Source organism: Microbacterium pullorum (assembly GCF_014836535.1).
GTDB lineage: Bacteria > Actinomycetota > Actinomycetes > Actinomycetales > Microbacteriaceae > Microbacterium > Microbacterium pullorum.
Genome location: NZ_JACSQP010000002.1, coordinates 179,111 through 203,165 on the forward strand (window position 1 = coordinate 179,111; position 24,055 = coordinate 203,165).

Below are 24,055 nucleotides of genomic sequence, written 5' to 3' on the forward strand. Positions count from 1 at the left end.
TGAGCCTCTTCGTTCCGTGACGACGGTGTTGTGGAGATGGGGGGAATCGAACCCCCGTCCATCGCTGGGATACTGCGTTTTCTCCGGGCGCAGTCTGTGAAGACGTTCTGCTCGGCTCCGACCTTTGTCACAGACACCTAAGTCGACAAGCCCAGCCTGGGAAAAGTCCCGCGTGACGTCCAGACGCCGTCACACAGCAAGATTCCTAGATGACGCCAGGGTCCGTGTCGGAATCACACACGGTCTGACGGACTATCGGGCTCGCTTACGCAGCGAGGGCGAAGTCAGTGCGCTTGGATTCGGCACTTATTGGTTTTGCGGGGATCGTTAACGAGATAACCCTGCATCCTCGGCCCGCTTCTCGCAGAGACTCAGGCGATGTCGAAACCGATCATCCCCGTGAACCCCTCTTTCGAAGGAACCGTCGTCACGCTGTGGAGTTGCCAATCGAGTACCGGGGTACCCGAGCATCACAGCCTACAACGGATGCCATCGACTCGCTATTCCGCGGGCTCCGCCGCCGCGTCGGTGCCGCCGCGTAGAGTCACAGCATGAGCGAGGTCATCATCACCGTCCGCGGCGAGCATGAACGCCGCGTCACCCCCGAGCAGGCTCTGGTCACTCTCAGCGTGACCACCGAGGGCCCCGACCGCCCCGAGGTCGTGGAGCGCATCGCCGTGCTGGCCGACCCCGTCTCGAGCGACCTCGCCGCGCGCGTGGGCGCCGGCGTCGTGGAGTGGTCGAGCAAGCGGGTGTCGGTGTGGTCGGAACGCCCGTGGAGCGACGGCCGCCGACTCGCGCCCGTCCACCACGCCACCGTCGACCTCAGCGCCACGTTCGACGACATCGCCGCGCTCTCCTCGTGGGTCGCAGACGCTGCGGAACGCGACGGCGTGCAGATCGGCGACGTCCAATGGCATCTCACCCCCGCCACCCGCGTCGCGGTTGAGCGCGAGGTGGCATCCGAAGCGGTCGGCATCGCTGTGGAGCGCGCCACGGCGTACGCCACGGCGCTGGGCCTGGCCGCAGTCACCCCGCTCGAAATCGCCGATGTCGGGCTGCTGGTGCCGCGCCCCGATCCGAGCCAGCCCGCCGGCATGATGCCTGCGGCGTTCATGGCCGACTCCGGTGCCCCCGGACTGCAGTTCCAGCCCGACGACATCGTGGTGAGTGCCGCCGTCGAAGCCCGATTCAGCGCGCGCTGAGGCTCAGTCGCCGAGACGGTTGCGCGAACGCATCGCCCGTTCGGCCTCGCGCTTGTCCTCACGCTCGCGGATGGTCTGGCGCTTCTCGAACTCGCGCTTACCCTTCGCGACGGCGATCTCGACCTTGGCGCGGCCGTCGGAGAAGTACAGCCGCAGCGGCACCAGCGTGTAGCCGCCCGCCGACACGGCGTGCGAGATCTTCACGATCTCGTCCTTGTGCAGCAGCAGCTTGCGGGTGCGCTTGGAGGCGTGGTTGGTCCAGTGACCCTGCGAGTACTCCGGAATGTGCACGGAATCGAGGAACGCCTCTCCCCCGTCGATGTACGCGTAACCGTCGGTGAGGTTCGCACGCCCCTGGCGCAGCGACTTCACCTCGGTACCGGTGAGCACCAGGCCCGCCTCGTACGTCTTCTCGATGGCGTAGTCGTGGCGCGCGCGACGATTGGTCGCGATGACCTTCTCCCCGCGTTCCCTGGGCATGATCACTCCTCTAGGTCAGCCGCGACGGGCGCACGGCAGCCCACCAGCATAGCGGGTCCGATGGCCTCGCCGGCGGTGGATGCTACGTGCGCAGCCAACGACGGATGGCGAAACCGGCCGACACGGCTGCGAGCACGACGCCGATCAGAATCACGATGGGCAGCACCACGGCGGTGTCTCCCAGATCGACCCAGGTCGTGACGAATTCCACGCGACCTCGCAGGTAGTCGTTCACACCGAACTGCACGCCCGCGATGATCGCCCCGCACGCGAGCAGCGAGCCGATGAACGCCGCGAACACACCCTCGAGGATGAACGGCGTTTGGATGAACCGGTTCGACGCGCCCACGAGGCGCATGATGCCGAGCTCTCGCCGTCGGGCATATGCCGACAGACGGATGGTGGTGGCGATGAGCAGCACCGCCGCGACCAGCATGAGCGAGGCGATACCGACGGCGAGGTAGGTCGCCACCGTCAGCGCCGAGAACAGCGGATCGAGATACTGCAGCTGGTCGGCGACCTCCTCCACGCCGGCCATCCCGCCGAAGGCTTCGATGATCACCTCCGACTGCGACTGGTCGACGAGGTTGATCCAGAAGGTCTGGTTGAGCTGGTCAGCCGTGACGATGCTGGCGTAGTCCTCGCCGAGCAGGTCGATGACGTTCTGGTAGGCCTCGTCCTGCGTCTCGAATCGGGCATCGCGGATGAGCGGCGCCAGCGCCGCGCTGTCGAGCTTCTCCTGCACGAGGGCGACCTGCTCCTCGGAGGCGACTCCGTCGACACACGTGGGGGCTGGCGAGTTGCTCGTGCACATGTAGACGGCGACCTGGGCCCGATCGACCCAGTAGTCCTGCATCTTGCCGATCTGCATCTGCATGAGCATCGCAGCGCCGACGAAGGTGAGCGAGACGAAGGTGACGAGCACGACGGAGATGACCATCGAGACGTTGCGGCGAAGGCCCGAGAGCGCTTCGCCGAGGATGAGTCCGATTCTCACGAGGTCGGCCCCACTTCGTCGTCGGCGGATCGTCCGCCCAGGCCCAGCCGGTCGGCGAGGCCGAGTTCGTCCAGTTCCACCGGCGGAAGCTCGATCGTCACCGGGTTGGTGCGCGTCGGCGGCTCGGCGCCGTCGGTCGTCGTCTCGGGAGCGGATGCCACGGCCTGCGGCTGCGGCGCGGGAACGACCGGCGCGGCGGGTGCGGCGTGCCGTTCGGCGGGCTCGGCCGGGGTGGCGGGCTCGCCCGAGGCGGCCGGAGCGAGCGATGCGGCCGGAGCAGGAAAGGGCGTCGCGTCCGCCGGCGCGGCGAGAAGGTCCGTCAGCGGCACCGGGCGCTCGGCGGCATCCTGGGTCGGCGGCGTCGCGTCGCCGCCGGCGGTGCCGATGATCTCGCGTTGCAGCTCGAGCACGGCAGTAAGGGCGGCGACGGCCGCCGCGCCCTTCTCCTCGACGGGCATGAGGGTCGGGATGGCCGAGATGTCGCCGTAGCCGCCGTGGCGCTCGTCGCGCATCATGACGCCACCACTGAGCTCGATCACCCGGCGCTGCATCTGGTCCACGAACGCGGCTTCGTGCGTGGCCATGACCACCGTGGTGCCGCCGGCGTTGATGCGCGCGAGAAGCTGCATGATGTCGACCGACGTCGCAGGATCGAGGTTGCCGGTGGGCTCATCGGCCAGCAGGATCTGCGGGCGGTTCACCAGCGCGCGGGCGATCGCGACGCGCTGCTGCTCGCCGCCGGAGAGCTCGTGCGGCAGACGCTTCTGCTTGCCTTCCAGACCCACGAGCGCGAGAACCTCGGGCACGGCCTGCTGGATGAACGCGCGGGAGGCGCCGATCACCTGCAGGGTGAACGCGACGTTCTGGAAGACCGTCTTGTTGGGCAGCAGCCGGAAGTCCTGGAACACCGAGCCGATGTGGCGGCGGAAGTAGGGCACCTTGCGGTTCGACAGCGTGCGCAGGTCGCGGCCGAGTACGACCACACGCCCTTCGCTGGGGCTGTCTTCGCGCAGGATCAAGCGCAGGCACGAGGACTTACCCGAACCCGACGCGCCGACGAGGAACACGAACTCGCCGCGTTGCACCTCGAAGTCCACGTCGCTGAGTGCGGGTTTGCTGGTGCCGCGATAGCGCTTCGTGACGTTCTCGAACCGGATCATGACCCGTCGAGCCTAAGCGGCACGCCGCTCCCCGACGCGAGCGACACCCCCGCGTCACCGCATCGGCGCAGCGCCGCCCGTCACGCGGACTGCAGCGCGCCGCGCACGATCGAATCGCCCGAGTGGGCGGCGTCGCCGTCGTCGGCTTCTTGCGACACGTCGACCAGGCGGAAACGCTCGAGATCGACGCCCGCGGGCACGTCGAACGTGCCGTGGTCGCCGTCGAGCACGCCGAGGCTCACGAGGTCCGAACCGTCCTCGGCGATCAGCCACACCTCGCGGTACCCCTCGTCGGCGAGGGCGGCATCGAGCGTGACCACGACCTGGCTGCGGCCGTCCACGTCTTCCAGCACCGCCTCACCCTGTGCGCCCTGGTGATCGGGGAACGGGTCGAGGGTCGCTTCGGCGACGATCGTCGGCTGCACGCCGACATCCCGCACGATCCACACCCCCGCGACGACCGCGACGACGGCCAGCGCGCCGGCCAAGGCCAGGGCGAAAGGCATGCGCCGCCGGCGGCCACCGCGACGCGCGCGGTGAGCACCGCTCACCACGTGGGTCGGCGCGCCGTGCACTTCAGGTGCGGGAGTGACGGAGTGCGTGGCGGGAGCGACCGAGTGCGTGGCGGATGCCGGTGCCGGCGAATCGGCGGCGGCGCCGTTCACCTCGGCGCTGATGGCATCCCACACCCGCGGCGGCGGCGTCAGCAGCGGGCCGCGCGCCATGGCGCCGCGGGCGGCGCCGACGGCGGCGGCGAAGGCGGCCACCTCGTCTGCGCACTCGGCGCAGCCGGCCAGGTGGTCGAAGTCCTCGGCCACGCCGGCATCGGTTTCTCCCATCGCGATCAGGGCGGCGACATCGGGGTCAAGGTGCGACATCTGCGGCCTCCAATCGTGTGCGCAGGCGGACAAGGCTTCTTCGGATGTGACTCTTCACCGTACCGAGCGGCATGGCCAATCGCTCCGCGATCTGCGCGTGGGTCAAGTCGTCGTAGAACGCCAGACGCATGACCGTCTGGGCATCGGGGTCGAGCCCTTCGATCTCGTGGGCGATGACGAGGCTGTCTTCGACGTCGACCGGATCGACGATCGGCGCAAGCGCTTCGGACATCACGGCCTCTTCCAACCGTGCCGCCCGTGATCTCGACTCGTGCGCATCCGCGATGCGGCGCCGGGCGATGCCGACGACCCACCCGCCCAGACTTCCCCGATCGGGGGCGAACATCGCCCGCGATGTCCACGCCGACACGAAGGTGCGTTGGGTGACGTCCTCCGCCTCGGCGAAGTCGCCGAGCGAGCGCACGGCGAGCGTGTAGACCAGGCGCGACCAGCGGTCGTACATGGTCTTCAGCGCGTCGGGGTCGCCGGAGGCGAGTCGTCGGGCGAGTTCGGCGTCGTCCTCGTCGATGAGGCTCTCCTTCCGCGTTCGGGAGTCGGCGGCATCCAGGGTGATGGTCATGATGTCGCCCTGGCGATGAGCACCACGTTATCGCTGTAGGTGCGGGTCTGCTCGTCGAACTGTCCGCCGCACGTGATGAGGACGAGGCTGCGGGGGCCCTCACGGTCGAACAATTGGTCGACGGGCAGCTCGGCGCGCGGGATGTAGGTGACGCTCTCGACGGTGTAACCGGTGATGACGCCGTCGGCGTCGGCGACCTGCAGCGTCTGCCCGGGCTGAGCCTCGCGCAGCTGCGCGAGCGGTCCGACGCCGTAGACCCGCGAATCCACGTGGGCGGCGAGCACCGTGGTGCCGTCGGTGTCGGCGGGGGCAGGCCCGTAGCGGTACCACCCGGCGACCGCGGGGTCGACGGGGATCTCCATCGAGCCGTCGGCCTGCACGCCCACCGGGACGACCGGCATGTCGATCCCGAGGTCTGTCGAGACGACCGCGGTGGGGGCCGCCCCGCGCTCCTGCACCGGCGGCGGGGTGGCCGCGGTGATGGGCACCTCCACCGTGGGGGTCGGTGGAGGTGCCGTCGGGCTCACCACCGCGGAGGACGGGGAAGACCCGCCCTCCGCGCCGGGGGGTGTGCAGGCCGCGAGGGCCAGCATCGCCGTGACGAGCACGACCACGCTGAGCCCTCGCGACACGGTCATGTCAGCGCCGCTTGGCGGTCGCGGTGCGCACCGCCACGACGGAGCCGGCTGCCAGCACCAGCAGCAGGCCACCGCCGAGAGCGAGGGTCCACATGGGCTGGTTCTCGGCGACGAGGCCGGCAGAGCCGGTGTTCACGCCGCCGGGGTTGGAGTGCAGGCCGGTGATCGTCTGCACAGCGAGGGCGAGGTTGCCGTCTTCTGCGCTGCCCCACGCGTAGGCGATCGTCAGCACGCCTTCCTGCACGTCGACGTCGGCCGGGCCGATCACGGGGTCGGTGGTGCCTTCCAGCGCCACTGCTGCCGAAATGACGCCGGCGGGGAGGTTCAACGTCGCCTCTTCGGGGTTGACCAGGCCGTTCACCACTGCCGAGCCGTTGGCGAGGATGTCCACCGCCGGGGCGGCGGCGACGTGACGCACCGTGAGTCGGCCTTCGCCGGCGGCGGTCGGGGAGATGTCGTTGGTGAACAGGGTCGCAGACGGCTCACCGGCGTCGGTGAGGTGGGCCACCGCGGTGTAGCTCTTGTTCGCCTCGAGGGTCAGGGTGATGGGTCCGAGCACCGGGGCCGAATCGTCGGTGGCATCCGTCGCCGTCAGCGCGACCTCGTAGTCGCCCGCAGGCAGGTCGAGAGGTCCGGCCAGGTCGCCGGGCTGGAAGTCGTCGAGCGTCAGCTCGCCGTTGACGTAGACGTCGACGGGTGTATCGGGGATGCCGTGGAGCACGGACAGGTCGGCTGTGGTCTCCGAGATGGCGTATGCCGGCGAGAACGCTGCGAAGGCGGCGACGGCGCCGACCACCACGCCCGCTGAGATTGTCTTACGCACGAGGAACTCCTTCAGGTGTTGCGCGACCGTTTCGCGCTTCACAGAGGTATTCCGCCCGGGCGGTGGATTTGGATGCAGCCGAATGAAACTTTTTTCGGCTGCGGTGAGATCAGTCCTCGATCTTGCGCTTGCGCCAGCGGATGCCGGCCGCGATGAGCCCGTCGAGATCGCCGTCGAACACGGCTGCGGGGTTACCCACCTCGTAACCGGTGCGCAGATCCTTCACCAGCTGCTGGCCGTAGAGGAAGTAGGAGCGCATCTGATCGCCCCAACTCGCGGTGATGGTGCCGGCGAGTTCCTTCTTCTTGGCCGCCTCCTCTTCGCGCTTGAGCAGCAGCAGGCGCGTCTGGAGCACCCGCATGGCCACGGCACGGTTCTGGATCTGGCTCTTCTCGTTCTGCATCGACACGACGATGCCGGTCGGGATGTGCGTGATGCGCACGGCGGAGTCGGTGGTGTTGACCGACTGCCCACCGGGTCCCGACGAACGGAAGACGTCGACGCGGATGTCGCCTTCGGGGACATCCACCTCCTTGGCCTCTTCCATGACCGGGATGACTTCCACGGCGGCGAAGCTGGTCTGACGCTTGTCGGCGGAGCCGAACGGGCTGATGCGCGCGAGGCGGTGCGTGCCGGCTTCGACCGACAGCGTGCCGTAGGCGTAGGGCGAGTCGACCTGGAAGGTGGCCGACTTGATGCCGGCACCCTCGGCGTAGGAGATGTCGAGCACCTTCACGGGGTACTTGTGACGCTCGGCCCAGCGCAGGTACATGCGCATGAGCATCTCGGCGAAGTCGGTGGCGTCGTCGCCGCCCGCACCCGAGCGGATCGTCACGACGGCGCCGCGGTCGTCGTACTCGCCGTCCAGCAGCGTCTGCACCTCGAGCTGGCCGATGAGGCCCTCGAGCTCGGCGAGCTCCTTGCGGGCCTCTTCGGCGGAGTCCTCGTCGTCCATCTCCACGGCGAGCTCGACCAGCACGTCGAGGTCGTCCAGGCGCCGCTCGATCGCGGTGATGCGCTTGAGTTCACTCTGGCGGTGGCTCAGGGCGCTGGTGACCTGCTGCGCCTTGTCGACGTCATCCCAGAGGTTCGGCGCTCCCGCCTCTTCGGAGAGCCGCGCGATCTCGCTCCGGAGTGCGTCGACGTCCACCACCGATTCGATGTCGGAGAAGGTGGAGCGCAGCGCCTGGATGTCGGCGGAAAGATCAAGTTCAAGCATGACAGTTCAGACTAACGTGGATGCCGATGAGTATCGGCGATGATGAAGCGCCCATCGCCCGCACGCTCTGGCGATTCGCCCCGATGATCTACGGCCCCACCGTGCTGTTCGCCGTCGGCGAGGGCGCTGTGATCCCGCTCCTGCCGATCATCGCCGCCGACCTCGGAGCCGATCTGCCCACGGCGGCTCTGGTGGCATCCGCCCTCGTCGTCGGTCAGCTGTGCGGCAACATCCCCGCCGGATGGGCCGTTGCGCGCCTGGGTGAGCGCCTCACCATGACCATCGCCGGCACCGCCGCGCTCGGCGGCGTGGCGGGCCTGCTGCTCGCGCCGAGCGTCGCGCTGCTGGCGGTGTCGGTGTTCCTCATCGGATTCTGCGCTGCGGCATTCGGCCTCGCCCGTCATTCGTTCATGACGACCCGTGTGCCGCTGGCCTTCCGGGCGCGGGCGCTGTCGTTGCTGGGTGGCACGTTCCGCCTCGGCATGTTCATCGGGCCGTTCCTCGCGGCGGCGCTCCTGGCCCTGTTCGGCGACCCGCACGCCTCGGTCTGGCTCTTCGCCGCCTGTCTCGTCTCGACGGTGCTGCTGGTGCTGTTCGGCCCCGATCCCGAGACGGCCGTCGCCATGCCCGGCGCGCCGCTACGCGAGGTGGAAGACACCGGTGAGCCGGTGACCGGCGCCATTCCGGTCGGCGTGCGCGGCGGTGTCTTCCGCACCATGTGGCGCCATCGCGGTGTGCTGTCGCGACTGGGGGTCGCCGCGGCATCGCTGTCGGCGATGCGCTCGGCCCGCCAGGTGGTGCTGCCGCTGTGGGGCGTGTCGATCGGGCTCGACGCGCAGACGATCGCCCTCGTCGTCGGCATCTCGGGGGCCATCGACTTCGCGCTGTTCTACGCCAGCGGTCAGGTGATGGACCGGTTCGGACGACTGTGGGCGGCGCTGCCGGCGATGCTGCTGATGGGCGCGGGCTTCCTCGCGCTGTCGTTCACGCATGACGTCGATCAGGCCGCGCTGTGGTTCGCCATGTTCGCCGCCGTGCTGGGGGTCGGCAACGGCCTGTCCAGCGGCATCCTGCTGACCCTCGGCGCCGACACCGCGCCGAAAGATGACCCGGCCCCGTATCTGGGGTCGTGGCGGACGCTGACGGATGCCGGTGGTGCCGCGGCCCCGCTCATCGTCTCGGCCCTCGCGGCGTTCTCGCTGTCGGTGGCGGCCGGCGCGATGGGTGTGCTCGGCCTCGTCGGTGCCGCGGCGTTCGTGCGGTGGGTGCCGCGATTCGTGCCGCGCCGCGAGGGCGCGTGATCGCGCCGACACCGCGCGCCCGACGTCAGCGTCTGATGAAGCGCTCGTCTCCGGCAGGCGCGCCGCCCTCGTCTGAGATATAGCGCTCGACCTTCATGTGCAGGTCGTAAGCGTCTCTGAGCTGCGCGATCTTCGCCATCATCGGGGAGGCGTGGTGGCGGTCGATCGCCGCCTGGTCCGTCCAGGTGTCGATCAGCAGCAGCGTCTCGCCATCGTCCATCGGAAAGAAGTACTCGTAACGCAGGTTGCCCTCGGCGGCACGGATCGCATCGACCGTGCCCGAGGTCACCATCTCCTCCGCGAACGACCTCGCCTTGCCGTCGGCGCCCGTGTAGTAGATGTTGACCGTCACGCTCATGCGTCTGCCTGCTCTCTCTCGCGATGCTCCTGCGCAGATCATCCTCCCCCGGCGCGATCAGCGCAGGACATGCGGCTGGTGGCTCGCACCCCGTCGAATCCCGACGGGCACGATGACGGGCAAGCGACGGATGCCGCACCGTCGCGATCATCGCCGAGGTCGTCGCCGTCGGGTGCGCGGTCTCCTCCACAGGGGCCATTATCGGAGTTATCCACAATCTGCTTTTGACCTGCTGTTTCCGCGCCCTCGATGTCGGACCCCCCGAGCACAATCGAGGGTATGAGCACCTCCCCCACAGCCCCCTCGAGCGACGACCTGTCGCTGGGCGCCGTCGTGTCGGGGCTCGAGGCTGCGCGGCGTCGCGTCGCCGCCGCGCAGGCCGACGAACTGCGGCTGCTGGCGCGGGCACAGGCGATCGCCGCCGAGCAGACCGCGCGCATCCCGTACGTGGCCGGGCGCGAGCGCGAGATGCCCGCGCGGGCGATCGCCGCCGACATCGGCGGGGCGCTGCGCCGCTCCGATCGCGTCGTGCAGGAGCGCATGCACGAGGCGGCGACGCTCGTGGCGGGGTTCGCCGCGACCGTCGCCTCGCTCGCGGACGGCGCGATCGAGGTCGGCCACGTACGGGCGATCCAAGATGCCGGCCGGGTGATCGACGACCCGGCGGCACGCGCCCGTTTCGAGCAGGCAGCGCTCACCGTCGCCGAGCGGGAGACGGTGGGCCGCGCGAAGCCGATCATCGCGATGCTCGCGCAGCGTATCCACCCCGTGCCGATGGCAGAGCGCCATGCCGAGGCCGCCACCGGTCGCCGGGTCTGGATCCGCGACCTCGACGACGGCATGGCCGAACTGGCGGCGGTGCTGCCCGCGACGCTCGCCTATGCGATCCGCGATCGACTCACCCAGTTCGCCCGCGAGATCACGCGGGCTCGGCGAGCGCGAGCCGCGGCGGCGGGTGACGAGGCTGCGGCGGGCGACGGGGCGGAGGCTGTGGCGGGCGACGCCGCGCCTGCGGTCGAGCCGGCCGACGATCCCGTGGCGACCGACACCCGCAGCACCGATCAGATCCGCGCCGACGTGCTGGCCGACATGCTGCTCACCAGCCAGGCGGCCGCGCCGCTCGCCACCGGCGCCATCCCGGCCGATGCGACGATCACCGCACACGTGGAGATCGTGATCCCGATCGACACGCTCACCGGAGACGGCACCGAGCCGGCAGAACTGATCGGCTACGGCCCCATCGACCCCGAGACCGCCCGCCGACTCGCCGCAGGTGCCGACCTCTGGGAGCGCGTCTTCACCTCCCCGATCACCGGCGCGGTCGTCGAGGTCGACACCTACCGACCATCCGCCGCGCAGCGAAGGCATCTCGACGCCCGAGACGAGCACTGCCGTTTCTTCGGCTGTCGACGGCCGGCGAGGTTCTGCGATCACGACCATACGATCGACGCCGCGTGCGGCGGTCCGACGTCGCTGTGCAATCTGGCGAACCTCTGCACCAGGCATCACACCCTCAAACACGCCACCGCGTGGACGGTGATCCAGCTCGCGCACGGCATCCTCCAGTGGACGAGCCCGACCGGGCGCGTGTACCCCGACATCCCGCGGCGGGTCTTGGAGTTCACGGCCGATTCGGCCGGCGGGCACGGCCGAGACGGCGATCGCGCGCCGTTCTGATCTCCGCGGTCCTGGGACGAGCCGGCGGGCTGTCCGGCTCCGTTCCCTACCAAACGGCGCACGGCATTGGCAAACGGTTCCGTCCGCCAGGGCCGCACCGGCAGACTCGCCGGCATGGTCTTCCTCGGATTCCACGCCTCCCATGAACAGATCCCGCCCGGCCGGCTGCTCCGCGACGTCGAGGCGGCGCAAGTCGCCGGTTTCGACGGCGCGATGTGCTCCGACCACGTCGCACCATGGGGCGTGCGCCAGGGCGAGTCGGGCTTCGCGCCCAGCTGGCTCGGTGCCGCACTGGCCCGCACCGACTTCTCGATCGGCTTCGTCAACGCACCCGGGCAGCGATATCACCCGGTCATCGCCGCCCAGGCGTACGCGACGCTGGAGGAGATGTTCCCCGGCCGCTTCTGGGCGGCGCTCGGCAGCGGTGAGGCGATGAACGAGCACGTCACGGGCGACCCGTGGCCACCCAAGCCCGAGCGCAACGCGCGCCTTGCCGAAACCGTCTCTGTGATCCGCCGGCTGCTGGCCGGCGAAGAGGTCGACCACGATGGCCTGGTGCGCGTGCACCGCGCCAGGCTGTGGTCGCTCCCCGACGTACCACCGCCGTTGCTGGCCACCGCGATCAGCGCGGAGACCGCCGAGTGGGCCGCCGGATGGGCCGATGGTCTCGTGACGGCCCTGCAACCGCCGCAGGCGCTCGCGAAGGTGCTGGCCGCCTACGAATCCGCGGGCGGCACCGGCCCCCGGGCGCTGCAGGTGCACGTCAGCTGGGCCCCGACCGATGCCGAGGCCCTCGCGATCGCGCGGGATCAATGGAGTCACGCCATGCTCAGCCCGCCCACCATCTGGGACCTCGAGCAGCCCGAGGACTTCGACGCTGCCGCCGGTCACCCGGGCGACCAGCAGCTGCGCGATGCACTGCTCGTCTCCAGTGATCTCGACGAACTCGCCCAGCGCATCGCCGACCACGCGCGGCTCGGCTTCGACCGCATCTATCTGCACCACGTGGGCCAGGACCAGGCGCCGTTCCTGGCCGCGGCCCGCGACCATCTGCTGCCTCGATTGAAGGAGATCCTGTGAGAATCACCGACACGAGCGACCTGTGGTGGAAATCCGCCGTCGTCTACTGCCTCGACGTCGAGACGTTCCTCGACTCCGACGGTGACGGCGTCGGAGATCTGCAGGGCCTGGCATCCCGCATCGACTATCTGTCCCAGTTGGGCGTCACCTGCCTGTGGCTCATGCCGTTCTACCCGACCCCCGACCGCGACGACGGCTACGACGTCACCGACTTCTACGGTGTCGACCCGCGCCTGGGAAACCACGGCGACTTCGTCGAGGTCATCCGCACGGCGCGCGACCGCGGCATGCGCGTCATCGTCGATCTCGTGGTGAACCACACCTCAGACCGGCACCCCTGGTTCCGCGCCGCCAAGCGCAGCAAGACCTCTCCCTACCGCGACTTCTACATCTGGCGCTCCGACGCGCCACCGAAGGGTCAGAAGAATCCGGTGTTCCCCGGTGAGGCCGACGGCATCTGGACGCTGGATGACACCACGGGCGAGTGGTACATGCACAGCTTCTACCCCCACCAGCCGGATCTGAACATCGCGAACCCGGCCGTGCGCGACGAGATCGCCAAGATCGTCGGGTTCTGGCTGCAGCTGGGCGTCTCCGGATTCCGCGTGGATGCCGTGCCGTTCCTGCTCGAAGTTCCCGAGGGTGCCGACATGGCCAACCCGCACGACATGCTGCGCGACATCCGCAGCTTCCTGCAGCGACGCTCGAGCGAAGCGGTGCTGCTGGGCGAGGTCAACCTGCCCTACGAGCAGCAGACGGCATACTTCGGCGCCGGCAACGACGGCCAGGAGTTGACGATGCAGTTCGACTTCGCCGGCATGCAGGCGTTCTACCTGTCGCTCGTGCGGCACGACCCTGCGCCCCTTGCCGCCGCGATCTCGTCGCGCCCGAGCCTGCCCATCGAGGCGCAGTGGGCGAACTTCCTGCGCAACCACGACGAGCTCACCCTCGATCAGCTGACCGATGAGGAGCGACAGGAGGTGTTCGAGGCGCTGGCGCCCGATGAGGGTCAGCGCGTGTACGGGCGCGGGATCACGCGGCGGCTGCCGCCGATGCTCGAGGGCGACCCCCGCCGCATCCGCATGGCGTACAGCCTGCTGTTCACTCTGCCGGGCACGCCCGTGCTCTTCTACGGCGAGGAGATCGGCATGGGTGAGAACGCCGATCTCGACAAGCGTCACGCGGTGCGCACGCCCATGCAGTGGTCGGCGGAGCGCAACGGCGGTTTCTCCTCCGCCGCGCCGTCGCGCCTGGCGGCGGCGCCTCCCGGCGACGGCTACGCCCCGGTGCACGTCAACGTCGCCGACCAGATCGAGGACAAGGAGTCGCTCCTGCACTTCATCCGCGACCTGACCTCCCGCTACCGCATCTCGCCCGAGCTCGGGTGGGGCGAGTTCGAGGTCATCGAGCACGACGCGCCGGGCGTGCTCGTCCACTCGCTGCGCGCGGACGTCGGCCGCACGATCGCGGTGCACAACTTCACCGATGTGCCCGCAGCGCTCACCTTCACCCTCGACGACGAGCCCGATGGCGCGACGCTGGTCGATCTGCTGGAGGCCGAGCGACTCCCGCTGGACGACCGCGGCGGCATCGAGTTCACCCTCCCCGCCTACGGCTATCGCTGGCTGCGGGTGTCGCGCCCCGGAGACGGCCGGGTGACCTGACACCCGGCCGGATGCCGCTGGCTAAACTCCGGCTGTGCTCGATGACGACCGCCTTCGCCTCATGACCGACGACCTCGGCGCCGTGCCGGGGGTGCGCGCCGTCGCCCTGGGCGGCAGCCGCGCACGGGGGACTCATCGCCCCGACTCCGACGTCGACCTGGGTGTCTACGTCGACGGCGACGTCGACCGCGAGGCGCTGGCGTCGGTCGCGCACCGCTGGACGGGCGAGCAGGTGACGGTCGCGCCGCGCGGCGGCTGGGGCCCGTGGGTCGACAGCGGGGCGTGGCTCGTGGTCGACGGCATCCCGGTGGACCTCATCCTCCGCGACGTGTCGCGTGTCGACGAGCAGTGCCGGCGCGCGCTGCATGGCGAGTACGCGTTCCACGTGCAGTCGGGGCATCCGCTCGGGTTCCTCGACGTCGCGTACGCGGGCGAGGTCGCGACGTGCCGCCCGCTCCACGATCCCCATGGGCTGCTCGCGGGCTGGAGGGGCGACCTCACGCCGTATCCGCCGGCCCTGCGTGCCGCGATACTCCACGGCATGTGGCAGGTGGACTTCCTGCTGGATGGCGCGGTCAAGGGGGCGAAGCAGGCCGACGTCGGCTACGTCGCGCTGTGCGCGTCGACGGCGGCGATGCTCGTCGCCCACGGGTGGCATGCGGCCGCCGGCGTATGGGTCACCAACGAGAAGGGCCTGCTCCCGGGTATCGCCCGTCTCCCGGTGGCGACCGGCGACTTCAGCGCCCGCGCGGCATCCGCCCTCGGGGCGCTCGGCACGACACCGGAGAGCCTGGTGGCCGCCATCGAACGGGTGCGGGCGCTCCCCCGCCCGGGGACGGACTGAGACGGTACCGCCGCCGCCGTCTGCTGTCAGCAGAATCGCTGTACCGGCTGCGCGCCCTGCGCCATGACCGGGGCAGGACTCTGGGCGACGTCGCGCGTCGGGCCGGAGTCTCACCGCAGTACCTCTCCGAGATCGAGCGCGGCCTCAAGGAGCCCTCGATCGAGATGATCGCGGCGATCACCGGCGCACTCGAGGTGGCGCTCATCGACCTGACCCTCGACATCGCGGAGCGGCTGCTCACCACATCGGCTCCCGCGCCGGCACGCGTGTCGACGGGTCGCACGGCGCTGGCCCTGGCCGCCTGATCCGAACCGGGGCGGACGGATGCCGCGGCATCCACCGGTCATCGCTGCTCGATCACTCGGTCGACCAGGCCGTAGTCGCGCGCCGTCGAGGCGGTGAACACGCGGTCGTAATCGGTGTCCGCGCGCAGGCGTTCCAGGGATTGCCCGGTGTGCCACGCGAGGATCTCCTCCATGTCGACGCGGATGCGCACCACCTCGTCGGCCTGCAGGATGAGGTCGGGGATGGCTTCCCCGTCCCTGCGCCGCCGGCTGGTGCAGCACGACGCGTGCGTGCGGCAGCGCTGATCGCCTCCCCGCCGCGCCAGCCGCGAGCAGCACCGCACCCACAGCCACGGCCTGCCCGACGCACGTGGTCGCCACCGGGCAGCGGATGAACCGCATCGTGTCGTAGATCGCGAGCATCGCGCTCGACTTCGTCGGCGTTGCCCCGTCGCCTGACACCAAGTGGGCGGCCCGGTCACACCGGCCGCCCACTTCAATCCCGCGCTGCGCCGCAATCGCCACTCCAGATAGACGCTCAAATGTCCGCTCTGTACGGGGCTTCCCCTTCTTCGTCCTGACCGCTCGGGCTCTCCCACGCGAACGCCGAATTGATGAGGAGTGCCGTTGCAATCAGCGTCACAAGCATCACCGGGATGGTGAACGCGAGGACGAACCGTACCCAGTCTTCACCAACCCACATCACCGACACCGCGCAGGCGAGGGATGCCGAGACAAGAACGGAAAAGCCGCCAAAAAGGACGAAGCGGATGGCGGACCCGAAGCGCTCCAAGATCCGCAGGGTGTATCTGCCGCTCAGTGTCAGGACGGCGGTTCCGCTCAAGGACAGACCGCTGACGATTCCGCCAATCGTGGCAACGTTCGTGAGTCCAGCGGAAAGGTCCGCCGCCTTCACCTGCCTGAGGGGTATCTCGAGAAGGAACCCCCCAGCCGTGATGAACGCGATGCAGACGGCCAGCGTGATCCACAGCGATGGGTCACGCTTTCCGTTCGCCATCAGAGGCCTTCCTAGTCATTGCTGCTGCGGAGTCTCAGTAGATCGTCACGATCCTTGACGAATGCGTCGATGATAGAACCTACCGCCGACAGAGGGGTGAAAGCGCGGGTCGCGCCCATCGCAATCTGAACTTCGGTCTTGCGGGTCAAGCGATGATGCAGCAGGTCGATCTCCGTGGGCGGTGTTGATTGGTTCCCGGTCGTCGTCACCTGCGCCTTCGCAACGTCGCCCTGGAGCGATCCGAAGTTCTTGTTGAACCAGTCCAGGATGATCTGTTCGTCGCCGTGGGTACTCTTCCCTCGGACCAGGCTCGCTTTGATCTCGATACGCAGCGCGCCCGGCACATTCTGCGCCCCCCCGCCGAACAGCGTCTTGACGCCCGAAGCGTCGTGCACCGCTGTACCAAACTCGCCAGCGTAGGCGACAGCCTTGAGACCCTTGGCGCTCTTGAGCATCTTCGCTCGAGCCTGATCGATCACGGGGCGAGCTTCCCACGCGAAATTCGGATCCTTGAACATATGGCGCGTGGCTTTAGTGAGCCAATCCGCGAACGTAGCCGCTCGGGACGCCGAGACCGATTCCGCGAGAACTCCAAACATGTTGCCGAATGGGAGGAACCACACGAAAAGGTTGTCGACTGGTTCCCAATCGTTGCCAGCCAGCTGCATCGCTTGCTGGGCACCTGATTTCGTGTGCTCCTGATTGGGAACGTAGTCCTTCGCAGATGCGAGGACGAGACCGTGTGTCACGGCTGCGTTTTGCGACTGTACGGCTTTGGGAACGTCTGCGATTGACAGAGCGCCCTTCCACGGGGGCGTCACGTTGAGTGCATAGGCGGTGCCCGCGTGGCTCCGACCATCGATCTGATAGTCGACACGGTTCGCCACGAAGCGGCGGACTACCGTGTCCCAATCGAACTCTTTGACACGCTTGCCTGTTCGAGCGTCTACAAGTCTCCAGTATTGGACGGTCCTCGGAACGGTCTTCTTTCTTGGCAACGCAATATCCCCCTCTTATGCGCGTCGAGCGCGTAGCTGTAGTGCTGAAATTAGCAGAGCGGGCGCAATGAACAGCGCACCTGAGCGCACCTCCCTGCGGTGTCGCGCAGTTGTCGAACGCGTCCGCCAATAGTGAGTCGCGTCGCGGAGGGCGTTGGAGATACGTATTCAATGTTGGGCGGACGGATGCCGCCGCATCCACCGGTCATCGCTGCTCGATCACTCGGTCGACCAGGCCGTAGTCGCGCGCCGTCGAGGCGGTGAACACGCGGTCGTAATCGGTGTCCGCGCGCAGGCGTTCCAGGGATTGCCCGGTGTGCCACGCGAGGATCTCCTCCATGTCGACGCGGATGCGCACCACCTCGTCGGCCTGCAGGATGAGGTCGGGGATGGCTTCCCCGTCCCTGCGCCGCCGGCTGGTGCAGCACGACGCGTGCGTGCGGCAGCGCTGATCGCCTCCCCGCCGCGCCAGCCGCGAGCAGCACCGCACCCACAGCCACGGCCTGCCCGACGCACGTGGTCGCCACCGGGCAGCGGATGAACCGCATCGTGTCGTAGATCGCGAGCATGGCGCTCGGGTCGCCACCTTCGCAGTTGATGTAGAGCTGGATGTCGCCGCCCGGGTTGTCCGATTCCAGATGCAGCAGCTGTGCGATGAGGGCGTTGGCGAGGAGGTCACGATCGTGTCGATGAACCCGTAGTCGCGGGCCTCCTCTGCGGTGTACCAGTGGTCGTGCAGCGAGTCCTCGAAGATGCGGTCGACGCTCTGCCCGGTATCGGCGGCGATGAGCGGGAGCACGGTGTCGCGAGTGCGCCGGAGGTCGTCGGCCTGCAGCTCGATGTCGACGGCGCTGCCGCCGATGCCGGCCGAGCCCTGGTGCATCAGCACGCGGGCGTTGGGCAGGGCACGGCGCTGGCCTCGCGTGCCGGCGGACAGCAGGAACTGCCCCGCACTGCAGGCCATGCCCAGCACGAGGGTCGAGACGTCGTTCGGGATGGTGCGCATGACGTCGCGGATCGCGAGCATCGCCGGCACCGACCCGCCCGGCGAGTGGATCCACAGCGAGATGTCAGCGTTGGGGGTCCTCGGCGGCGAGCGCGATCAGCTGCGTGGTCAGCAGCGTGCCGTTGTCGTCGTCGAGCGGGCCGTCGAGCACGAGCACGCGCCGCTCGTAGAACTCCCGGCGGATGCTCTCGGTGAACAGGGGGGATTTCGGTGAGTCACTCATGACATCGAACCTGCCGGGCGACGCCGTGCCGTGGGGCCGGATCCGCCGTGGGCAGAGCGGCTGAGCGGGTGGGTCGCGCCGCCTCACCGCAACGCGTTGCGGCTCGTGGCCGTCGCCTCCAGCGCGACGCCGTCGGGGATGAAGAGGGTCAGCACCGGCGGATGCCACACATCCGCGACCGTCACCCGCGCCGAGACGCCGTCGGGGGTGCCGGCCGACACCAGGGTCGCCGTGCCGGCGGCCCCGACGATGTCGACGGCCTGGGCGTGCACGCCGGCATCGGTGAGGTCGGCGACGGGCTCCCCCGCCTCGACAGTGAGGGTGAACCCGTCGGCCCCGGCGAGCGCCGCGGCATCCGCCACCGATTCCAGGCGCTTGTGCGCCAGGTACAGGCTCGTCGCGTCGAGGCAGACGAGGATCAGCACGATCGCGATCACGGCGTATCCGAGCGACAGCAGCAGGATGCTGCCCTCGTCGTCGACGGCAGGCTCGACGAGGCGTCGTGGTCGCGTCCGGGTGCTCATCCCGCCTCCCAGAATCGCGAGACTTTCTGCACCGAGCGCGCTTCGATCGGAATGCTCGCCACACGGTCGAGACCCAGCACCGTCGGCACGAGCGGGAGCGTCACTCGGGTCGCAAGCGTGACGTGCAGGGTCGCACCGGCGCGCGGGCATGCACCGCCGGCGGGTTCGCACCGGATCGCGATCTCGACGGCGTCGGATGCCAGGCCGTACTCGTCCACCACCGACGCGAGGATCGCGTCGGCGCGCGCGGCGGCGGTCGCGGCATCCGGTGCCGTCGCCATCGCCCGCGCGATGTGGCGCGCACCCGACTCGGCGCCGAGCGTCTGCCCCTGCACGGCTCCGAGCGCGGTGATGAGGTACACCAGCGGCACAAGCAGGATCACCCCGACGAGGATGAACTCCAGCGCCGCCGAACCCGCGTCATCCGGGCGCGCCGCGTCGTCACTCGAGGCTCTCCGCCGGAGCATGGGCCGTCACCTCCATCGCCTGCGCAGCACCGAGGAGCCCGACCAGCGGCAGCGTCGCCCGCACCGTGACCCGCACGGCGTCGTGGCCGAGGTGGGTCGATCGGGCGACATCCACCTGCTCGGCGAACTGCTCACCGACGGTGCGCGCGATGATCGTGCGGGTGCGGTCTGCCCCTTCGGCCAGACTCGTGTCGGCGAGCGCCGCGTGGAAGGCACCTTCGACAGCCGCGTCGTGCACGACGTTGCGCACGTACACCGCAAGACCGAACTGCAGCACCGCGAGCGTGAGCACGGTCAGCAGCGCCCCCACCAGCACGAACTCGACCGGGCTCGACCCCGCGTCGTCGAGGCGGACTACAGGCCGGAGACGCTCTGGATCGCCTGTTCGAACAGAGCGGCGAGCGCGGGACCGGCCACCGCCCAGATCACGACGACGAGTCCCGCCGTCATGAGCGTGACCAGCACCCAGCCCGGCACGTCGCCACGCTCGTCGTCGCCAAGGCCACCCCACGCGGTGCGCAACCTCAGGGCCCATCGTCCGTTCTGTTCGCGGAACATCGCCGCCTCCTTCCGACCGCACGCGGTCACCCGAATCCGATTCGCAGCATGAACACCCCGGGAAAGATCGCGAACAGCACCGACAGCGGCAGGATGAGGAACACCAGCGGAAGGAGCATGAGGATCTCCTTGCGGCCGGCCTGCTCGATGAGCAGCCGCTTGGCGTCTTCCCGGGTGTCGGTCGCCTGCGCCTGCAGCACCTGTGCCAGGGGCGCGCCACGATCCAGCGCCGCGACGAGATGGTCGATGCTGCGCGTGAGCGCCGGGATCTCCAGTTCGCGCGCCAACGTCGTGAGCGCGTCGGGCAGCGCAGCGCCCGTGCCCACCGCGACCACGACGCGGCGCAGCTCCCCCGGCAGCTCGCCCGAACCCACGTCTCCCACGCGGCGCAGCGCATCGAGCACGCTCTCCCCCGCAGCCAGGCACAACGAGAGGAACTCCAGCACGGTGGGCAGCTCCTCCTGCACCCGCGTCACCCGTGCCCGCGCCGCCCGGGTGAGGCGCAGATCGCACAGGGCAGCGCCGGCGACCGCGGCGATGGGTGGCAGCAGCACGGAGCCTGCCCAGAAGCGCCCGGCCACGGCGAGCCCGACGACCGCCAGGGCGCCGACGAGGAGGCCGCCCAGCGCCCATGCCAGCTGGCGACCCCGGAAGCGCGCGGCATCGGTGCCCGACCCCGCCTGGCGGATCCGTCGCTCGATCACGGCCGAACCGCCGGCGGCGGCGATGATTCGATCTCGCCATGCGCGCCAGGCTCCCGACAGATGGAGGGCCGGCACCGCGAGCGGCGTGAGCCCGAGTGGGTCGGCGGCGTCCCGCAGGTAGGGCGCGATGCGGTCGGCCAGGCGCGGCGCGCCCCATCGCGGCATCCGCATCACGACGAGCCCGATTCCGACCGCGAATCCACCGCCGAGGACGACGGCCAGAGCGAATGACGTGACGCCGCTCACCCGAACCACCGCCGCGGCTCGGGCAGTCGGCCGATGCGCACCATCAGCCGGTACGCGATGAGCGACACCGCCGCGCCCACCAGCACCACCGCGACCCCCTCTGCGCTGCTGTACGCCCGTGCCCCCTCGGGGCGGAGGGCGAGCAGACCCAGGATCACCCACGGCGCGACGACCCCCAGCACCGCGGCACCGCGGATCCAGGACTGCCGCGCCTCGACCTCGGCACGCAGCGACGCGTCGGCACGCACCGATGCCGACAGCGACCGCAGCACCGTGGGGAGCTCCGTGCCGCCGACCTGTCGGGTCATGCGCAGCGTCTCGACGATGCGGTCACCCACCGGGTCGGCGAGCGTGTACTTCAGCCGCACCACGGCCGAATCGAAGTGCCCCGACGCGTTGAGGTCACGGGCGAACACCGCGAACGCCGGGCGCAGGTCGGCGGGAGCGGAGTGGGCGAGGCTCGAGACGGCATCGGGCAGCGACATCCCCGCGCGTACCGACGCGATGAGCAGGTCGCAGACATCGGGCCAGAGTCCCCGGCGGCTGCGCAGTCGCTGCGCGGCCCGGGCGCGCAGCCAGCCGTACGGGGCGAGGGCACCGGCCACCCCCGCGAGGAGCGCCAGGGTCGGCAGCGCCGTGATCAGCCACACGAGGGATGCCGCCACCAACCCCAGCAGCACCGATGCCGCGCCCAGCACGCGCGGCCGGGTGCGGGGGAATCCGGCCGCCGCGAGCAGCCGTTGCACCCGCCCGGTCGTGGCCGGACGCGGCTCGGCGACCCCCGCCGGCCACAGCCAGGGGGCGAGCGTGAGGAGCACACCCGCCGCCAGCAACCCACCCCAGACGACGCTCACCCGTCACCCGCCCGATACAGCGGCTGCGTCTGCACCGCGCCGTCGACGACGCGACCCGTCGGCGCCGAGATCTCGGCGATGCGCCGACGCCCGGTGCTCTCGCGCTCGCAGTGCACGACGAGGTGCACGGAGGCGGCGACCGCGGGCAGCACGAACCCGGGGTCGATGTTGCGTCCCGCCAGCAGCGGCAGCGCGGCGAGCTTCGTCAGCGCCTCCTGCGCCGAGTTCGCGTGGATGCTCGCCGCCCCGGGGACGCCGGTGTTGAGCGCGAGCAGCAGGTCCAGCGCCTCGGCGTCGCGCACCTCCCCGACGATGAGGCGGTCGGGACGCATGCGCAGCGCCTCCTTCACGAGCCGGCGGAGGGTCACCTCGCCGGTGCCCTCGAGGCTCGGCTGCCGGCCCTGCAATCCGACGATGTCCTCCGCCTCGACGGCCAGCTCGAAGGTCTCCTCCACCGTCACGATGCGATGCTCCGGCGGGCACGCCGCGATCAACGCACCGAGCAGGGTGGTCTTACCCGTATGCGTCGCTCCCGACACCAGCACACTCCTGCCCGCGGCCATCGCCCCGCGCAGCATGTCCGCCGCCCGCGGTGTGAGGGAGCCGGCGGCGACGAGCCGGTCGAGGTCGCGGAACATCGGCAGGAACCGGCGGATGTTCACCGTCCAGTGCCGGCGCGTGATGTCCGGGATGACGACGTGAAGTCGTGACCCGTCCGGCAGCGAGGCGTCGACGAACGGCTGGCTCAGATCCACACGGCGGCCCGTGGCCTGCAGCATCCGCTCGACGAGGTCGCGCACCGCGGTGTCGGTCAGCGCCAGCGGCACGCGCTCGGTGCGACCCTGTCGCGCGATGAAGATGCGGTCGGGGGCGTTCAGCCAGATCTCCTCGACGGTGGGGTCATCGAAGTAGGGCTGCAGCGGACCGTACCCCGACACCGCCGCGAGCACGTCGCGCACGCACGCACCCTCGTCGTCGACCGTGACGAGCCCGCGGGCCAGGGCGAAGTCGTTGTGGCGGCGCACCTCGGCCAGCGCGATGTCGGCGGCGACCTCCGCCACGCGCGCCGGGTCGATCTGCTCGGCGCGCAGTCGGTCGCGCACGCGCTCGGTGACCGCCGCGGTCACCTGCGCGGCACCGGTCGGTGCGAAGGCGAGGCTCATCCGCGCATCCTCCCAACCCGGCGAGCGCGGCGTCACGATTTATCCACAGTGCGCTCGCCGGCCCTCGTGATTATCCCCGGCGCGCACGCTGTCCACGCGATCCAGGACACGGCAGGATCGGGGCATGAGCCGCCTCCGCGCATCGTGCGCACCGGACGAGAAGACATGCTGAGCATCGAACAGGCACTCGCCGTGCAGAACGACGCCGCCGCCCACAAGGCCCACGGACTCAGCACCCCTGCCCGTTTCGTCGTGTCGGGAATGCTCGCCGGCGCCTACCTCGGCATCGGTGTCGTGCTCATGCTCAGCACCGCGGGTCCGATCACCGCCGCGGGTTCGGGCGCGGGCAAGCTCGTCAGCGGCGCCGTCTTCGGGGCTGCTCTCACGCTCGTCGTCTTCGCCGGCGGGGAGCTCGCCACCTCCAGCATGATGACCCTCACGCAGGGCGCTCTGATGCGGCGTGTGCATGCCGGCCGCGCGGCGCTGGCACTCGGCGTCACGGTCGTGGCGAACCTGCTGGGGGCCGTCGCCTTCTCGGCCCTCGTCGCCGGGGCAGGCGTGATGCACAGCAACCCCGGCGCTGCCGCGATGCTCACCGACATGCTCGCCGCGAAGGCCCACGAGTCCCCCGGCGAACTGTTCCTGCGCGGCATCCTCTGCAACGTCCTGGTGTGCCTGGCGATCTGGATGTGCGCCCGCCTCACCACCGACGGGCCCAAGATCGCGGTCATCCTGCTGGCGATCCTCGCGTTCATCGCCTCGGGGTTCGAACACGTCGTGGCGAACATGACCACCTATGCCCTCGGCATGATGCTCGGTGTCGGCGACGCGACGTGGGCGCACTTCGGATCGAACATGCTGTGGGTGGGACTGGGAAACCTCGTCGGCGGCGCCCTGCTCGTGGGGATGGCCTACTGGTTCGTCGGCGGCTCGCCTCGCGCAGAACGTCCCCGGGAGAGCGCCGAAGAAGCCGATTCCGCTCCCGGAGTGGTCCGCCGTCCCCATTAGACTGGGGCGACCCGCGGGAGTGGTGGAATCGGCAGACACGCAGGATTTAGGTTCCTGTGCTTTCGGGCGTGTGGGTTCAAGTCCCACCTTCCGCACGA

Annotated in this window: 28 protein-coding genes, 1 tRNA gene, 1 other RNA gene and 3 pseudogenes; 9 read left to right on the forward strand and 24 right to left on the reverse strand. The window is 69.7% G+C overall.

All coding sequences use genetic code 11. The features are described from left to right. Nucleotides 1-28: 28 nt before the first annotated feature. Nucleotides 29-399, reverse strand: a transfer-messenger RNA (tmRNA) gene (gene ssrA / locus H9651_RS03480). Nucleotides 400-551: 152 nt separating this feature from the next. Between ssrA and H9651_RS03485 the strand changes: the two genes are divergently transcribed. Further along, nucleotides 552-1,205, forward strand: a complete 654-nt coding sequence (locus H9651_RS03485) for an SIMPL domain-containing protein (protein WP_191717716.1) — start codon at nt 552-554, stop codon at nt 1,203-1,205. Between the two features lie 3 nt (nt 1,206-1,208). Here the strand turns inward: H9651_RS03485 and smpB are convergent, their stop codons facing one another. From smpB to prfB, 8 genes are all read right to left on the reverse strand, one after another. After that, complete coding sequence (smpB, locus tag H9651_RS03490) at nt 1,209-1,685, reverse strand: SsrA-binding protein SmpB (protein WP_191717717.1); 477 nt, start codon at nt 1,683-1,685, stop codon at nt 1,209-1,211. An 82-nt stretch (nt 1,686-1,767) separates the two neighbouring features. Continuing rightward, nucleotides 1,768-2,682: a permease-like cell division protein FtsX gene (ftsX, locus tag H9651_RS03495; RefSeq protein ID WP_191717718.1), complete on the reverse strand. Its 915-nt coding sequence runs from the start codon at nt 2,680-2,682 to the stop codon at nt 1,768-1,770. Further along, nucleotides 2,679-3,842, reverse strand: coding sequence for a cell division ATP-binding protein FtsE (gene ftsE / locus H9651_RS03500; protein ID WP_191717719.1), 1,164 nt, complete (start codon nt 3,840-3,842; stop codon nt 2,679-2,681). The genes ftsX and ftsE overlap by 4 nt, the downstream gene beginning before the upstream one ends. A gap of 80 nt (nt 3,843-3,922) precedes the next feature. Beyond that, nucleotides 3,923-4,720, reverse strand: coding sequence for an anti-sigma factor (locus H9651_RS03505; RefSeq protein ID WP_191717720.1), 798 nt, complete (start codon nt 4,718-4,720; stop codon nt 3,923-3,925). Beyond that, nucleotides 4,707-5,300, reverse strand: coding sequence for a sigma-70 family RNA polymerase sigma factor (locus H9651_RS03510; protein ID WP_191717721.1), 594 nt, complete (start codon nt 5,298-5,300; stop codon nt 4,707-4,709). The genes H9651_RS03505 and H9651_RS03510 overlap by 14 nt, the downstream gene beginning before the upstream one ends. Beyond that, entirely contained in the window at nt 5,297-5,938 is a 642-nt protein-coding gene (locus H9651_RS03515; RefSeq protein ID WP_191717722.1) for a class F sortase, read from the reverse strand. Before H9651_RS03515 ends, H9651_RS03510 begins: the two co-directional genes overlap by 4 nt. 1 nt (nt 5,939) lies before the next feature. Further along, the gene (locus H9651_RS03520) at nt 5,940-6,761 is read right to left on the reverse strand and encodes a DUF4397 domain-containing protein (RefSeq protein ID WP_191717723.1); all 822 of its coding nucleotides are present in this window, start codon (nt 6,759-6,761) and stop codon (nt 5,940-5,942) included. Nucleotides 6,762-6,870: 109 nt separating this feature from the next. Beyond that, complete coding sequence (gene prfB / locus H9651_RS03525; protein ID WP_191717724.1) at nt 6,871-7,980, reverse strand: peptide chain release factor 2; 1,110 nt, start codon at nt 7,978-7,980, stop codon at nt 6,871-6,873. Nucleotides 7,981-8,006: 26 nt separating this feature from the next. Here prfB and H9651_RS03530 point away from each other — a divergent pair, with 26 nt between their 5' ends. After that, nucleotides 8,007-9,281 carry an MFS transporter gene (locus H9651_RS03530; protein ID WP_191717967.1) on the forward strand — a complete coding sequence of 425 codons (1,275 nt, stop codon included), beginning with the start codon at nt 8,007-8,009 and terminating at the stop codon, nt 9,279-9,281. Between the two features lie 25 nt (nt 9,282-9,306). Here H9651_RS03530 and H9651_RS03535 read toward each other — a convergent pair whose 3' ends face one another. Continuing rightward, nucleotides 9,307-9,639 carry a putative quinol monooxygenase gene (locus tag H9651_RS03535; protein ID WP_191717725.1) on the reverse strand — a complete coding sequence of 111 codons (333 nt, stop codon included), beginning with the start codon at nt 9,637-9,639 and terminating at the stop codon, nt 9,307-9,309. Between the two features lie 279 nt (nt 9,640-9,918). On the opposite strand from H9651_RS03535, the gene H9651_RS03540 reads away from it, so the two are divergent. From H9651_RS03540 to H9651_RS03560, 5 genes are all read left to right on the forward strand, one after another. Continuing rightward, on the forward strand, nt 9,919-11,316 hold the full coding sequence (locus H9651_RS03540) for an HNH endonuclease signature motif containing protein (protein ID WP_191717726.1): 1,398 nt from the start codon (nt 9,919-9,921) through the stop codon (nt 11,314-11,316). A 114-nt stretch (nt 11,317-11,430) separates the two neighbouring features. Continuing rightward, nucleotides 11,431-12,396, forward strand: a complete 966-nt coding sequence (locus H9651_RS03545) for a TIGR03885 family FMN-dependent LLM class oxidoreductase (RefSeq protein WP_191717727.1) — start codon at nt 11,431-11,433, stop codon at nt 12,394-12,396. Next, entirely contained in the window at nt 12,393-14,060 is a 1,668-nt protein-coding gene (locus H9651_RS03550) for an alpha-amylase family protein (protein WP_191717728.1), read from the forward strand. Before H9651_RS03545 ends, H9651_RS03550 begins: the two co-directional genes overlap by 4 nt. 34 nt (nt 14,061-14,094) lie before the next feature. Beyond that, entirely contained in the window at nt 14,095-14,904 is an 810-nt protein-coding gene (locus H9651_RS03555; RefSeq protein WP_318244746.1) for a nucleotidyltransferase domain-containing protein, read from the forward strand. A gap of 56 nt (nt 14,905-14,960) precedes the next feature. Beyond that, the gene (locus H9651_RS03560; RefSeq protein ID WP_225216364.1) at nt 14,961-15,209 is read left to right on the forward strand and encodes a helix-turn-helix domain-containing protein; all 249 of its coding nucleotides are present in this window, start codon (nt 14,961-14,963) and stop codon (nt 15,207-15,209) included. Nucleotides 15,210-15,247: 38 nt separating this feature from the next. On the opposite strand, the gene H9651_RS15075 is transcribed toward H9651_RS03560, so the two are convergent. The 14 genes and pseudogenes from H9651_RS15075 to H9651_RS03615 all read right to left on the reverse strand — a co-directional run bounded on the left by H9651_RS15075 (nt 15,248) and on the right by H9651_RS03615 (nt 22,949). After that, nucleotides 15,248-15,403: an ATP-dependent Clp protease proteolytic subunit gene (locus tag H9651_RS15075; RefSeq protein ID WP_404802987.1), complete on the reverse strand. Its 156-nt coding sequence runs from the start codon at nt 15,401-15,403 to the stop codon at nt 15,248-15,250. A gap of 94 nt (nt 15,404-15,497) precedes the next feature. Beyond that, nucleotides 15,498-15,611: pseudogene (locus tag H9651_RS15080) on the reverse strand (ATP-dependent Clp protease proteolytic subunit); the annotation flags it as partial. Between the two features lie 115 nt (nt 15,612-15,726). Next, nucleotides 15,727-16,206, reverse strand: a complete 480-nt coding sequence (locus tag H9651_RS03570; RefSeq protein WP_191717729.1) for a hypothetical protein — start codon at nt 16,204-16,206, stop codon at nt 15,727-15,729. A gap of 11 nt (nt 16,207-16,217) precedes the next feature. Further along, complete coding sequence (locus H9651_RS03575) at nt 16,218-17,093, reverse strand: hypothetical protein (protein WP_191717730.1); 876 nt, start codon at nt 17,091-17,093, stop codon at nt 16,218-16,220. Between the two features lie 316 nt (nt 17,094-17,409). Next, entirely contained in the window at nt 17,410-17,544 is a 135-nt protein-coding gene (locus H9651_RS14870; protein ID WP_263598638.1) for an ATP-dependent Clp protease proteolytic subunit, read from the reverse strand. Nucleotides 17,545-17,659: 115 nt separating this feature from the next. After that, nucleotides 17,660-17,932: pseudogene (locus tag H9651_RS14875) on the reverse strand (ClpP family protease); the annotation flags it as partial. Further along, nucleotides 17,878-18,433 (reverse strand): annotated as a pseudogene (locus tag H9651_RS03585) (ClpP family protease); the annotation flags it as partial. The pseudogenes H9651_RS14875 and H9651_RS03585, both read right to left, overlap by 55 nt. 83 nt (nt 18,434-18,516) lie before the next feature. After that, nucleotides 18,517-18,957 carry a pilus assembly protein TadG-related protein gene (locus tag H9651_RS03590; RefSeq protein ID WP_191717731.1) on the reverse strand — a complete coding sequence of 147 codons (441 nt, stop codon included), beginning with the start codon at nt 18,955-18,957 and terminating at the stop codon, nt 18,517-18,519. Then, on the reverse strand, nt 18,954-19,424 hold the full coding sequence (locus H9651_RS03595) for a TadE family protein (RefSeq protein WP_191717732.1): 471 nt from the start codon (nt 19,422-19,424) through the stop codon (nt 18,954-18,956). The genes H9651_RS03590 and H9651_RS03595 overlap by 4 nt, the downstream gene beginning before the upstream one ends. Next, entirely contained in the window at nt 19,399-19,848 is a 450-nt protein-coding gene (locus H9651_RS03600) for a TadE/TadG family type IV pilus assembly protein (RefSeq protein WP_225216365.1), read from the reverse strand. Before H9651_RS03600 ends, H9651_RS03595 begins: the two co-directional genes overlap by 26 nt. Beyond that, on the reverse strand, nt 19,779-19,982 hold the full coding sequence (locus H9651_RS14630; protein WP_225216317.1) for a hypothetical protein: 204 nt from the start codon (nt 19,980-19,982) through the stop codon (nt 19,779-19,781). Before H9651_RS14630 ends, H9651_RS03600 begins: the two co-directional genes overlap by 70 nt. 26 nt (nt 19,983-20,008) lie before the next feature. Beyond that, on the reverse strand, nt 20,009-20,932 hold the full coding sequence (locus H9651_RS03605; RefSeq protein ID WP_191717734.1) for a type II secretion system F family protein: 924 nt from the start codon (nt 20,930-20,932) through the stop codon (nt 20,009-20,011). Next, complete coding sequence (locus H9651_RS03610) at nt 20,929-21,786, reverse strand: type II secretion system F family protein (RefSeq protein WP_191717735.1); 858 nt, start codon at nt 21,784-21,786, stop codon at nt 20,929-20,931. The genes H9651_RS03605 and H9651_RS03610 overlap by 4 nt, the downstream gene beginning before the upstream one ends. Continuing rightward, nucleotides 21,783-22,949: a CpaF family protein gene (locus H9651_RS03615; RefSeq protein ID WP_191717736.1), complete on the reverse strand. Its 1,167-nt coding sequence runs from the start codon at nt 22,947-22,949 to the stop codon at nt 21,783-21,785. The genes H9651_RS03610 and H9651_RS03615 overlap by 4 nt, the downstream gene beginning before the upstream one ends. A 165-nt stretch (nt 22,950-23,114) precedes the next feature. Between H9651_RS03615 and H9651_RS03620 the strand changes: the two genes are divergently transcribed. Together H9651_RS03620 and H9651_RS03625 are read left to right on the forward strand one after the other, a co-directional pair. Beyond that, nucleotides 23,115-23,957: a formate/nitrite transporter family protein gene (locus H9651_RS03620; RefSeq protein WP_191717737.1), complete on the forward strand. Its 843-nt coding sequence runs from the start codon at nt 23,115-23,117 to the stop codon at nt 23,955-23,957. A 13-nt stretch (nt 23,958-23,970) separates the two neighbouring features. Next, nucleotides 23,971-24,052, forward strand: a tRNA-Leu gene (locus H9651_RS03625). Nucleotides 24,053-24,055 lie beyond the last annotated feature (3 nt).